The sequence below is a fragment of the Paenibacillus sp. FSL R7-0273 genome (genome assembly GCF_000758625.1).
In the GTDB taxonomy this organism is placed as follows: Bacteria; Bacillota; Bacilli; order Paenibacillales; family Paenibacillaceae; genus Paenibacillus_AQ.
The window spans coordinates 15,001-27,205 of the sequence record NZ_CP009283.1 but is presented as its reverse complement, the minus strand read 5'-3'; the positions used below and the strand labels follow the sequence as shown (position 1 = coordinate 27,205).

The window sequence follows — 12,205 nt, the reverse complement described above, 5'->3', positions numbered from 1 at the left end:
AATAATGACGCTTTGGAACTTTGAGAGGAGCAAGATTGCAATGATGAAATCAACAGGAATTGTAAGAAAAGTAGACGAGCTTGGACGGGTTGTTATTCCGATCGAATTGCGCCGTACGCTGGGCATTGGAGAAAAAGATGCGCTCGAAATTTACGTGGACGGTGAGCGGATCATGCTGAAAAAGTACGAGCCTGCCTGCATTTTCTGCGGAAACGCCGAGAACGTTACTTATTTCAAAGGAAAAATTGTTTGTCACGAATGTATTTCTGCTATCCCTACCCCTGTGACAAATTAAAACAAATCGGTTATAATAAGAACTAATCCAATTGTTAATTCTAACCTTTTTAATATCTCCTTGGCCTCCCGTTGATGCGGGAGGTATTTTTTTGCGTTTATGATGGAGGCTTCTAACGGGGGCTCCCCCCGTTATCCCCCTTTATTTTAAGGGAGAATGATTAAATAAAAATAATTTAATGGAAAAATTAATAATCAGATTAAAAAATTTCTTTCTTACCCTCCCCAACCCTCCCTGACAGGGAGGGACCCAAAGGGCCCCGGCCCTCTGGACACCCGGAAGCTTGTCTGATTTGGCAGCAGCGCGGACAAAAGGGATTGTTCGACGGAAGACCGGCCCTCTTTCGGGCAAATTCTCAGGGCCTTGCCATGCGAGGGACTCCCTCATAGGCGGTTTACCTATGAGGGCTACGCGATTTACAGGCCGCTCCGGCGTTACTGCCGAGCTGGAGCGCTGTCCCTTCGTGAATCGCTGAACTGCGGCAGTTGCGAGTGATTTGAGCGCTGACTACTTTACTGCCGGAGGCGCTCACCCTTTGGGAATCGCTTACTGCAGCAAATAACTGTACTTTTTGCAGTTAAATTACTCCAAATTGGTTGGTAAATATTTTTAATTGCACTTTGTACACTTATATCCATATAAATCCTCATTATTAAGTATTTTCTTAAAATATAAATGTACAAAATACATCTATATCTAATAAAAGGGATTATCGGTGCCAAATAAGTGTACAAAATGCAGTTATTTCTATATCTGACTTGTTTACTCCCGCTCCAGCAGAGCATTATAAATATCCCGCTTAGCCAGCCCGCGGTCGGAGGCCGCTTTTTTCATCGCATCCTTACGTGTAAGGCCGGATGTCTCATAGTGGGTTACATGCTCTCCGATGCTGAGCTCACGCCACCAGGAGGACTCGGCCAGCTCGGCTTCCTCCTTGCTTTCCCCCTCAACCACGATGACATATTCGCCAAGCGGCGGATGCTCGGACAGCCAGGAGATACACTCCTCGATTGTGCCCCGCAGGAATTCTTCGTAGCGCTTAGTCAATTCACGGGCCAGGACTACACGGCGGTTACCGAATGCCTCCTGCAGGTGAACCAGCGTCTTAGCTACTCTGTGCGGTGATTCATAAAAGAGCAGAGTACTTTGCACAGCACGCAGGCCGGATAGTACAGTACGGATATCCTTACGCTCACGCGGAAGGAATCCGATGAAGGTAAAGCCTGCAGTCGGCAAGCCGGAAGCAATTAAAGCTGACAAAGCAGCGTTAGCTCCGGGTATCGGAATCACTGGAATACCATGGCTGACAGCCAGTGCAACAAGGTCTGCACCGGGGTCAGAAATCGCTGGCAGACCGGCGTCGCTGACCAGTGCGAGATTTTTACCTTCTATTATATAGCGTATTAATTCGGGTCCGCTGGCTGCCTTATTATGCTCATGATAACTGAACAGCATCGAGGGGGTTATTTCAAAATGGCTCAGCAGCTTGCGCGTCTGTCTTGTATCCTCAGCGGCAATAATGTCACACTCCTGCAGTGTACGCACCGCGCGGTAGGTCATGTCCTCCAGATTACCGATAGGAGTAGCAACCAGATACAGGCAGCCGCTTCCTTCCGGTGCACCAGAGCCCGCTTCTGTATTCTTTTGAAAACTGCTTTGGCAGGTTATTGTCATTGGCTGTTATCCTCTTTATTCCCATAATAAATGTCCATAATTTCCGGACAGTATTGATTGTCATCATTATATACGATCAGCGGCGGTTGTAAACGTACCTCAGGCTTGCCGTCACGCGCCGCTTCAATTAATACCATATTGGCCTCCAGATGGGCCCGCGGATGAACAAAACGGATAAGCTTCGGCTCCAGCCTGTATTGTCTCATCAAACTGATAATGTCCACCAGCCGCTGGGGCTTATGCACCATGCTTACTTTGCCTCCAGTACGGACAAGGCGTACACAGGCCTGAATAACCTCTTCCAGCGTACATCCGATTTCATGCCGGGCCATGGCCTGGTGAGAATTCAGCTTGAGATCGCTTCCGTTAAGCGGCATATAAGGCGGATTGACCGTTATTGCATCATAGACGCCGTATCCGGCTACAGTATGCAGCTCGCGCAGGTCTCCTTCATGAATCTGCACCCGGTCCTCAAGGCCATTCAGGGCAACACTGCGGCGGGCCATATCCGCCAGACGCGGCTGAATTTCTATTCCTTCTATAGAAGCTTTGGTGCGTGTGGTCAGCAGCATGGGAATAACCCCGTTTCCGGTACATAAATCAAGCACCCTGCCCCGCGGAGGAATCCCGGCAAACCGGGCCAGCAATACAGCATCCATTGAGAAGCTGAATACCTCATCACTCTGAATAATCCGCAAATCATGAGTCAGTAAATCATCAATCCGCTCTGACGGCTGCAAAGGAACAGGCAATTCATTAAAAGAATTCATCATCATAATCTCCTAAGGTGTATAAAATTCAAAAAAAACCGTAGGCGTAAATCTCCTACGGCTGGATATCCTCATTTATTAAGAAAAGAAAGACAGAACAGACAGTCACCCTCTGTACGTAGATGCCCAAAATAGACATTGCAGATGTGAAAGCCTTCATGGTACAGGCGGGCCAGATTATCATAACCTTCCCCGACGACCTCCTCTGTTCCTTCAGCAGCAGCCAGCAGCGCTTCTGCTTCAGCTGTATCCACGGCCGGGTCCAAAGGTGCTTCCCTTTTCAGTATTTTGCGGAGCTGTTCATTTTCCAGACTGAGCCTTTGATTGGCTTCCATCAGTTCCTTGACCGTCTGTTTCCAATCTCCGAGAGTGGCGCGCATTGTTTCCATCTGCGCTTCCATCTCCTGCATGTGTGCAAATATATTTTTCTTCTCCAAGTTTCCACCCCGAAAGTAACCTTATGGTTTACTTGACGACAACATCATCCATTGGAAGTTCCTTAACTTTGCCCACTTCAAACAGCTGTACATGAACCGTACGGCTTCCGGCATTGATTCCAACCACCTTGCCTTCTCCCAGTGAGGTTACGACAAGCTTACCTACCGCCGGCATTTCTTCCTTCGTGCTCTCATAATTATCATGCTCAAACTTCAGACAGCACATTAGTCTTCCGCATAAGCCCGAAATCTTAGTCGGGTTCAGTGAAAGATTCTGGTCCTTAGCCATCTTAATTGACACCGGCTCAAAATCTCCAAGCCAGGAGGAGCAGCATAATACCCGTCCGCAGGGTCCAAGTCCGCCCAGCATCTTCGCTTCGTCACGGACACCGATCTGCCGCAGCTCAATCCGGGTCCGGAAAATACTCGCCAGATCCTTAACCAGCTCACGGAAATCGACGCGTCCCTCAGCCGTGAAATAAAAAATAATCTTGTTGCGGTCAAAAGTGAATTCAACATCCACCAGCTTCATTTTGAGGCCGTGATCGCGGATTTTATTTAAACAGGTGTTGAATGCGTCCTTTGCTGCACCCTTGTTCTCTTCCACCACACGTGCGTCGGTTTCACCGGCGATCCGCATGACTTTCTTGAGAGGCAATACAACATCAGCTTCCTGCACCTCTTTTTTGCCAACGACAACCTTACCGTATTCAACCCCTCGTGCTGTCTCCACTATAACGCACTGATCACGTTCAATCGGGAAATCAAGCGGATCGAAATAATATATTTTACCCGCTTTTTTAAAGCGGACGCCTACTACGCTGTACAAAAATTAACCCCCTTGTTTGCCGGTAAAAGGAACCCTTAAGCAAATCCGCTCCCTGGTGATCTATGCTTGTCCTTCCTCATCCGTTAAACCTTTAGTTCCAGGCTGAAGCGCTGATCCGGAGGATTATATTATGTCTAAGCCTTTACCCTTCCAATCGGATTAAAAACTGCTCCAGACAGAGTCCTGCATTGGCGTTGGAACGGAGCTTGCGCTTGCTCTCCGCTGCGGATTCCATATAGGAGACCCATTGTTCCGTGCTCCGCTCGCGGGCATGTCTGGAAATAAAGTCTAACTGATCTATGAAAACGATGCTTTCGTGTCTGCGGTACAGGAAGTAGAGCATATCTTTGAACCAGAGGTGGAACATGCTGAACAGAGTATCCATATGTTCACCGAGTCCGGTCTTGGCCAGCTTCTGCCCGGCGGTTGCCACTGCAGTGCTGCCCTTGCCCATAGACTCCTTTGCTAATTGTAACACTAGATTTCTCATTTCTGCAAACCAATTCTGTGCCAAAAGTTCCCTGCACCCGTCGAGTCCCGAAGTCAGTGAAACGGCGCACCGGGCCAGCGGCACCGGAACCCCTTCACCGGCTAACGCCTGGAGCATAATATCCGGATGCAGCGGGCTGAACGGGATGCGCTGAGTCCTCGACTGGATCGTAGGCAGCAGGGAACTGCTGTTGTCCGAGATTAGAATGCCTACTGCCGGAGCAGGCGGCTCCTCCAGAAATTTGAGCAGACTGTTGGCGGCCTGAACCGTCATTTTATCTGCTCCCTCTATAATATAAACCTTGGGGTTAACCCCCTCAGACCGGTAGGAAAACACTCGCTGGAGCTCACGGATCTGATCGATTTTGATGCTTGCCCCGTCAGGCTTCAGCAGCGTCAGATCAGGATGGTTGCCATGCTCCACCTTACGGCACTCCAGACATTCACCGCAGGCATCATCTTTAAGGCCGGTACAGAATATGGCTTGGGCAAACATCAGCGCTGTCTTCAGCTGCCCGCTGCCGGCAGAGCCGGTGAACAGGTAAGCATGACTGACGGCGTCCTTGCGGAGCGCATTCTGCAGCAGACGTTTTGCATCCTCCTGCCCTAAAATATCATGAAAAGGCATAAATTCCTCCAACTTCTTTTAAAAAGAAAGATTAATCAGCATTCCGCGGATTTCACCGACCCGGCCCAGCAGATCGATCCGGCCCTGCTCACTCTCAAGCAGATCATCGGCCAGATTCAGCAAGGCGGCATCAATCTCCTCAAGCAGCTTGTAGCGCTTGCCGCGGCCGCGGCGGTCCCAGCCTTTGGTTTCTCTCAGAACTACACCCCGCCGCGCCGTTTCCTCCAAAAAGCGTTTGACCATATTTCTATATATGGCAAGCTCGCGAACCGTCATTGATTTGGCCAGCCGGTCGCCCTGCTGCTGAATATCCTTGATCTGGCGGTTCAGCTCATCCAGTGTTTTTTGCTCCCCCTGCTGCTGAAATACGTCGTTGAAGCTTTTCTGCTGTACAGGCCTGCGCTCTGCATCAGCATTCAGGAGTTCACTTTTTAAGGGCCTGTAGCCCGGGTTTATTTTCAAAGGTATCTACCGCCCCTATTATGCTCAATAATGCTCAAAACGATCGACAGGAAGAACAAATACTGTTGCTCCGCCCACCTGCACTTCCACCGGAAGCGGCAGATAGGAATCCGTAGTACCGCTCATCGGAGTTACCGGAGTAACGAGCTGTTCGCGCACCTTGCAGCTATTGCGGATTACACTGAGCACCGCATCCACCTGGGAGTCGTCTACACCAATCAGGAATGTCGTATTGCCTGCCCGCAGAAATCCGCCTGTACTGGCCAGCTTGGTGGCACGGAAATTAGCTTTGACGAGTTCGCTGGACAACCGGTTACTGTCTTTATCCTGGATAATTGCAATGATTAGATTCATCTTCGCATTCCTCCTAATTGTTTGGTAAGAAACTTATTAAACAGCAGTGTGCTTACTGTAATATTTGACATGCTGCCTTAAAAATCCTTTAATATGCGCTCCTGCAGCGTCCGGACGATATCCTGCTCAACCATATGGATCGGCCGGTTAGCATCCAGCACTACAACACGCTCCAAATCGGACTGCACCACCAGCTGATAGCCCTCGCGCACCTTCTGGTGAAAATCGAGCTTTTCCAGATCAAGGCGGTTAACCTCCCTGTCCTGATTGGCAGCGATCCGCGATAAGCCAACCTCGGGGTCTACATCCAGATAAAAGGTGAGATCCGGCTTGCGTCCGCCTGTTGCGAACTCATTAATACTTCTGACCCTCTCAATGCCGAGCCCCCGTGCATGCCCCTGGTAAACAAGACTGCTATCGACAAAGCGGTCACAAAGTACAGTAAGGCCCTGCTGCAGTGCCGGCTCTACCACTTCAGCCAGATGCTGGCTTCTCGCAGCCGCATACAGCAGTGCTTCCGTCCGTGCATCCATCGCTGTATGGGCAGGATCAAGGATGATGGAGCGGATTTTTTCGGCAATCTCAATGCCTCCGGGTTCCCGCGTAATAATATAAGGCATGGAATGGTTCTGCAGATAGGCTGCTACTCTGCCCAGTACGGTTGTTTTGCCTGCTCCATCGCCTCCCTCCAAAGTAATAAAAAAGCCCTCACGTCCCACTTATACTTCTCCGCCCTTCTGTATGTTGTAGACCCTGATGTGCTGCAACGCCGGGTCAGCACAGGCCTGAAACCTGGCTCCCCCCCGGCTCAGAGCCTCCAGCCTGCTGCAGGCTGCCTTTGTTATAAATTCTCCCGGGTATAGCAGCGGAATTCCTGGCGGATAAGGGATTACCATCTCCGCGCATGTTCTTCCTATACTGTATTCGAGAGGTATGCTTTCGGTTTCAGCCTGAGATACCGGCTTCATGGCGAACCTTACCGGCTGTGAAAACAGCTGCCCGCTCAAAATGTTCCACGTGGAAATATTGGCCTGCCGTGCTGCTTCAGTATGACCCCGGTTAGGAGATGGAGCTTCTGCTTCGTTATGACCCGGGTTAGCGGATGGAGCTCCCGCTTCGTTAAGACCCGGGTTAGCGGACAGAGCTCCTGCTCCATTAAGACCCGGGTTAGCGGGTAGAGCTTCCGCTTCGTTAAGACCCGGGTTAGCAGACAGAGCTCCTGCTTCGTTATGACCGGGTTGGACTGCTGCTGGCTCCTCGGCCTCTATGCTGCGCAGCGCGTCCAGCAGCGCGGCGGTCTCTTCAGCCTTCGAGCCGAGGCTGAAGGCCAGCACTACGTGCCGGTCGTCGCTCATCTCCGGCACGATGCCCTTCTCTTCGAGCCTGCGCTGCAGCTCGAAGCCCCCCAGGACCCCGGCGGCGTCATAAATGACCGCCTTAAAGGGGTCCTGGGCCGTGTACGCCGCCCCGCTGGCTGGCGGCGCGGGTGCTCCGGCGGCTGTACCAGCGCCGCCGGGGGTACGCTGCTGCGCCGCAGGCTGCAGCAGCCCGAAGCGCGGCAGCTCCGCCAGGCCGCGCCTCAGCACTTCCACGGCGGCGAGCCCCGCCGTGAAGGCCCCGGCGCGCCCGGTATGCACTAGCCGCCGGGCCAGGTCGAGCGAAGCCATCAGCGGATACGATGGGCTGGAGCTCTGCACCATAGCCAGCCGCTGCCGCAGCAGCGCGCGGTCAAGGCGCGGCCCCTGTACGTGCAGCATGGCACCCATGGTCAGTGCCGGCAGCATCTTGTGCGTGGACTGCACCACGCCGTCCGCGCCGCAGGCAAGCGCCCCGGCCGGCAGAGCCGGGTGCTGCCCGTAATGCGCCCCGTGCGCCTCGTCGACCAGCAGCGGAACGCTGTGGTCATGGCAGATGCGCGCGAGGGGCGCCAGGTCTGCTCCCATGCCGTAGTAATTCGGCATGGTCACCAGCACGGCAGCGGCCTCAGGGTAGGCTGCGAGAGCAGCCTGTACCGCCTCAGCCGCCGGAGCGACCGCCAGGCCGCTGTCCGCATCCAACTGCGGCTCCAGAAAAACTGCATTCACACCGGCCAGTATCAGCCCGTGAATAACTGACTTATGCACGTTTCGCTGAAGAATCAATGTCATCCCCGGCTCGGGACATACAGTAAGAATGAGTGCAAGATTACCGGCAGTGCTGCCGCCAACCAGCAAAAAGCTCTCCTCCGCCCCAAAGCAGTCAGCAGCCAGCTCCTGTGCTTCCTTAATAACCCCCTCAGGATGATGAAGATCATCCGTTCCGGTAATTTCAGTAACATCGTACCTCATAATCTCATCGAGAAAGCCTGCCCCTCCGCCAGCGCTGTACGCATTACCGTTCTTGTGGCCGGGCACATGATAAGATATATTACCCTTAAGTCTATATTGTTCCAGCATTTCATATATAGGTGCCCTGCCAGGCTGTAGCTTGTCCATGTTCATATCCTTCCCTGGGGGTTACCTCTATTTTAACGCAAATATGCCCAAACGCCTATAATACTGTACCAAAAGCTAAATTACACAACAAAACGGCCCCACCGCATCAAAAGAGAACGGGGAACCGTTATATGATTATCCTGATATGCAGCCATTGCGACACAAATCCACCGCACTCTCTTTTTCACCATTATTAGTCTCTGGTCTGGTTAGGCGTTCTTTTGCAATCCGATTTTCTTCATCCGGCCGATAAAAAAGCGGTACTTGATATCTTCAGCATCAGTACGCACCATCTCACTCTCGCAATCTTCACAAATAAAGTGCGAGACAATCACAATTCCTTCCTGCTTCATCTGTCCGCAAATAATGCAGGACTGCTCAGTTTGCTGTTCCATAATCATCCCACCTTGACTCTTTTAAGAACAGTATGTTACACCTTCTATCATTTTAAACCTTTTCATAGTTTTTTCCTATCCTGCCCAGCCATAATATATATATTCTGTAATCACCGCCAGGTGATTATGCCGGCGAAGTTTAATAAAACACCGGATCCGTCCGATATTATTAACATGAGCATTCATGAGGAGGCCTAACTTTCGCTATGGAATCTAACCCCAAAGGCGCAGCTACATTCTATCAATACAAGCTTATCAAAAAAATAAATCTGACGAATACGAAACTCCGTATATATTATCTGCTTCCCCTGGTATTTCTGGTATTGGAGACTGTGTTCCTCTCCTGGTGGAGCTTCGTGTATATGCTTATTGCTGCTCCTGTTGTTTTATGGATTCAATATGTAATTTCGCGTTCAGTGCTGCTTATCACCGGCCATCCCATTGCAAAACGCTGGAAAATGACCCTGCGTCTGCCCTGGCTAGGCTATATGCCCGAGCAATATATCAGCTACAGCATCTTCCGCAAAGTACAGCTGCATAACTTCTGGATCGGCCTGTGTATTGCTGCATTGTTTATTGTCTGGGTGCCTGCTGCATTTACAGCCTCACTCGCTATCTGCCACCTATGGCTACTTCTGCCCCGGCTGTACACACTTCTGAAGCTCCGGCGCAATGAAAAAAGCGGAATGCTCAAATTCAGCACTGGCGACGTCTCCTATTATGCCCAGTAATCCAAAGAGCCGTATACATACTATAACTACTGACCGGTCAGCCTCATTAGTTTAACAACAATAAAGAATCGCCGTCCAAGCAGACGGCGATTCTTTATTTACTCTTCAGACCCTTAATGGCAATCTTCTTTTCTTTAGGAATCATAACTATAAAATAACCGTCATGTACGGTCAGATGTATAATCAGGCTGTCCTTTTGAAAAACACGGGAATTCCCCGCATCCTCAGCGCTTTTTTGTTCCTTCCAGCCCCAGGCTTCAATAGCTTCCAGATATGGATCCGGCAAGCCCTCTTTCTCCTTTAGACCGGATAATGAATAACGGACGTAGTCCATCGCAACATTTGTAGTTGTCTTGTCAGGCGAGCTTGCTTCCACCGGAACAGGAAAGCTCTTCTCAATCAGTGCTCCCTCAAAGCTATCCCATTTGGGCTCCTTCGCTCCACAGCCGATGAGTGCAACACTCAATATACATACAACAAGTAGTATCCACAAGGGCCGGTTCTGCTTCATACCTTAAATCCTCCTTACCACTACCATGCATCAAAAGACACAAGAAAAATTCAAAGTTAGAATTAATCAGTAGTTCAATCGTATTAAGGGCATGCCTGATATTTGCACATTTCTATTATACTTGGATAACACATATCGTCGGTAACAAAAATGTCACTCAAATGAAAGCGTTTTATTACAAAACATTCTCTTTTTTTGCTGTTTAAAACAAAAAAGCCATTGTCGATTACTCAACAATGACTTTATGTGCTTGGCGGCGTCCTACTCTCCCAGGACCCTTCGGTCCAAGTACCATCGGCGCTGGAGGACTTAACGGTCGTGTTCGGGATGGGTACGCGTGGAACCCCTCCGCCATCGCCACCAAACGGGCATTTACAGCGTAAATGCTTCAGGAACTTGATTCCTGAAAACTGAATCCGAAACGAATCTGCGTCTTAAATATTGGATAAGCCCTCGACCGATTAGTATTGGTCAGCTCCATGCATTGCTGCACTTCCACCTCCAACCTATCTACCTCGTCGTCTTCAAGGGGTCTTACTAATTGGGAAATCTCATCTTGAGGGGGGCTTCACGCTTAGATGCTTTCAGCGCTTATCCCGTCCGTACGTAGCTACCCAGCCATGCTTCTGGCGAAACAACTGGTGCACCAGCGGTACGTCCATCCCGGTCCTCTCGTACTAAGGACAGCTCCTCTCAAATTTCCTGCGCCCACGACAGATAGGGACCGAACTGTCTCACGACGTTCTGAACCCAGCTCGCGTACCGCTTTAATGGGCGAACAGCCCAACCCTTGGGACCTACTTCAGCCCCAGGATGCGATGAGCCGACATCGAGGTGCCAAACCTCCCCGTCGATGTGGACTCTTGGGGGAGATAAGCCTGTTATCCCCAGGGTAGCTTTTATCCGTTGAGCGATGGCCCTTCCATGCGGTACCACCGGATCACTAAGTCCGACTTTCGTCCCTGCTCGACTTGTAGGTCTCGCAGTCAAGCTCCCTTATGCCTTTGCACTCTTCGAATGATTTCCAACCATTCTGAGGGAACCTTTGAACGCCTCCGTTACTCTTTAGGAGGCGACCGCCCCAGTCAAACTGCCCGCCTGACACGGTCCCCGTACCCGTTAAGGGCACCAGGTTAGAACCTAGATACGATCAGGGTGGTATCCCAACGGCGCCTCCACAGAAGCTTGCGCTCCTGTTTCTACGGCTCCCACCTATCCTGTACAGATCGTACCCAAATTCAATATCAAGCTGCAGTAAAGCTCCATGGGGTCTTTCCGTCTTGTCGCGGGTAACCTGCATCTTCACAGGTATTAAAATTTCACCGGATCTCTCGTTGAGACAGCGCCCAAGTCGTTACGCCATTCGTGCGGGTCAGAATTTACCTGACAAGGAATTTCGCTACCTTAGGACCGTTATAGTTACGGCCGCCGTTTACTGGGGCTTCGGTTCATAGCTTCGGATTGCTCCTAACCACTCCCCTTAACCTTCCAGCACCGGGCAGGCGTCAGCCCGTATACTTCGCCTTGCGGCTTCGCACAGACCTGTGTTTTTGCTAAACAGTCGCTTGGGCCTTTTCACTGCGGCCCCCTCGGGCTATTCACCCTACCGAGGCACCCCTTCTCCCGAAGTTACGGGGTCATTTTGCCGAGTTCCTTAACGAGAGTTCTTCCGCGCGCCTTAGAATTCTCTTCTCGCCTACCTGTGTCGGTTTGCGGTACGGGCACCTTCTCCTGGCTAGAGGCTTTTCTTGGCAGTGTGAGATCATGACCTTCGCTACTATAATTTTCGCTCCCCATCACAGCCTGGCCTTAACAGTGTGCGGATTTGCCTACACACCAGCCTCACTGCTTAGACGGACATCCATCAGTCCGCGTCACTACCCTCCTGCGTCACCCCATCGCTCATAGCGGATTACGGTGGTACAGTAATTTCAAACTGTTGTCCTTCGACTACGCCTATCGGCCTCGCCTTAGGTCCCGACTTACCCTGAGCGGACGAGCCTTCCTCAGGAAACCTTGGGCTTTCGGCGGATCAGATTCTCACTGATCTTTTCGTTACTCATACCGGCATTCTCACTTGTATGCTGTCCAGCGCTCCTTACGGTACACCTTCAACCCACATACAACGCTCCCCTACCCCAGATGCAAAGCATCTA

At 51.0% G+C, this 12,205-nt stretch carries 13 protein-coding genes and 2 rRNA genes (1 of these 15 cut by a window edge); 2 read left to right on the top strand and 13 right to left on the bottom strand.

All coding sequences use genetic code 11. The features are described from left to right. The first annotated feature begins 40 nt into the window (after positions 1-40). Complete coding sequence (locus R70723_RS00125) at positions 41-295, top strand: AbrB/MazE/SpoVT family DNA-binding domain-containing protein (RefSeq protein WP_019914502.1); 255 nt, start codon at positions 41-43, stop codon at positions 293-295. Between the two features lie 762 nt (positions 296-1,057). On the opposite strand, the gene rsmI is transcribed toward R70723_RS00125, so the two are convergent. The 10 genes from rsmI to R70723_RS00075 all read right to left on the bottom strand — a co-directional run bounded on the left by rsmI (position 1,058) and on the right by R70723_RS00075 (position 8,807). Further along, positions 1,058-1,969: a 16S rRNA (cytidine(1402)-2'-O)-methyltransferase gene (gene rsmI / locus R70723_RS00120; protein ID WP_039868842.1), complete on the bottom strand. Its 912-nt coding sequence runs from the start codon at positions 1,967-1,969 to the stop codon at positions 1,058-1,060. Continuing rightward, the gene (locus R70723_RS00115) at positions 1,966-2,742 is read right to left on the bottom strand and encodes a tRNA1(Val) (adenine(37)-N6)-methyltransferase (RefSeq protein ID WP_047170983.1); all 777 of its coding nucleotides are present in this window, start codon (positions 2,740-2,742) and stop codon (positions 1,966-1,968) included. The genes rsmI and R70723_RS00115 overlap by 4 nt, the downstream gene beginning before the upstream one ends. Before the next feature lie 68 nt (positions 2,743-2,810). Then, on the bottom strand, positions 2,811-3,176 hold the full coding sequence (yabA, locus tag R70723_RS00110) for a DNA replication initiation control protein YabA (RefSeq protein WP_039868839.1): 366 nt from the start codon (positions 3,174-3,176) through the stop codon (positions 2,811-2,813). A gap of 28 nt (positions 3,177-3,204) precedes the next feature. Beyond that, positions 3,205-4,005 (bottom strand): PSP1 domain-containing protein, encoded by an 801-nt coding sequence (locus R70723_RS00105; protein WP_039868836.1) that lies wholly within the window; start codon positions 4,003-4,005, stop codon positions 3,205-3,207. A 142-nt stretch (positions 4,006-4,147) separates the two neighbouring features. Beyond that, positions 4,148-5,122 (bottom strand): DNA polymerase III subunit delta', encoded by a 975-nt coding sequence (holB, locus tag R70723_RS00100; protein WP_039868833.1) that lies wholly within the window; start codon positions 5,120-5,122, stop codon positions 4,148-4,150. A gap of 18 nt (positions 5,123-5,140) precedes the next feature. Further along, positions 5,141-5,584 (bottom strand): YaaR family protein, encoded by a 444-nt coding sequence (locus R70723_RS00095; RefSeq protein WP_039868832.1) that lies wholly within the window; start codon positions 5,582-5,584, stop codon positions 5,141-5,143. 24 nt (positions 5,585-5,608) lie between these two features. Next, a complete protein-coding gene (locus R70723_RS00090) occupies positions 5,609-5,938 on the bottom strand; it encodes a cyclic di-AMP receptor DarA (RefSeq protein ID WP_039868830.1) in 330 nt (109 codons plus the stop codon). Positions 5,939-6,015: 77 nt separating this feature from the next. Continuing rightward, positions 6,016-6,657, bottom strand: coding sequence for a dTMP kinase (tmk, locus tag R70723_RS00085; RefSeq protein ID WP_039868828.1), 642 nt, complete (start codon positions 6,655-6,657; stop codon positions 6,016-6,018). Beyond that, complete coding sequence (locus R70723_RS00080) at positions 6,658-8,412, bottom strand: aminotransferase class I/II-fold pyridoxal phosphate-dependent enzyme (RefSeq protein WP_039868826.1); 1,755 nt, start codon at positions 8,410-8,412, stop codon at positions 6,658-6,660. A gap of 209 nt (positions 8,413-8,621) precedes the next feature. Continuing rightward, complete coding sequence (locus R70723_RS00075; RefSeq protein WP_039868824.1) at positions 8,622-8,807, bottom strand: sigma factor G inhibitor Gin; 186 nt, start codon at positions 8,805-8,807, stop codon at positions 8,622-8,624. A gap of 206 nt (positions 8,808-9,013) precedes the next feature. On the opposite strand from R70723_RS00075, the gene R70723_RS00070 reads away from it, so the two are divergent. Next, entirely contained in the window at positions 9,014-9,538 is a 525-nt protein-coding gene (locus R70723_RS00070) for a hypothetical protein (RefSeq protein ID WP_039868821.1), read from the top strand. A 94-nt stretch (positions 9,539-9,632) separates the two neighbouring features. Here R70723_RS00070 and R70723_RS00065 read toward each other — a convergent pair whose 3' ends face one another. The 3 genes from R70723_RS00065 to R70723_RS00055 all read right to left on the bottom strand — a co-directional run. Beyond that, entirely contained in the window at positions 9,633-10,049 is a 417-nt protein-coding gene (locus tag R70723_RS00065) for a hypothetical protein (protein WP_039868819.1), read from the bottom strand. A 248-nt stretch (positions 10,050-10,297) separates the two neighbouring features. Next, a 5S ribosomal RNA gene (gene rrf / locus R70723_RS00060) occupies positions 10,298-10,414 on the bottom strand. Positions 10,415-10,490: 76 nt separating this feature from the next. Next, positions 10,491-12,205 (bottom strand): 23S ribosomal RNA (locus tag R70723_RS00055) (it continues 1,212 nt past the right edge of the window).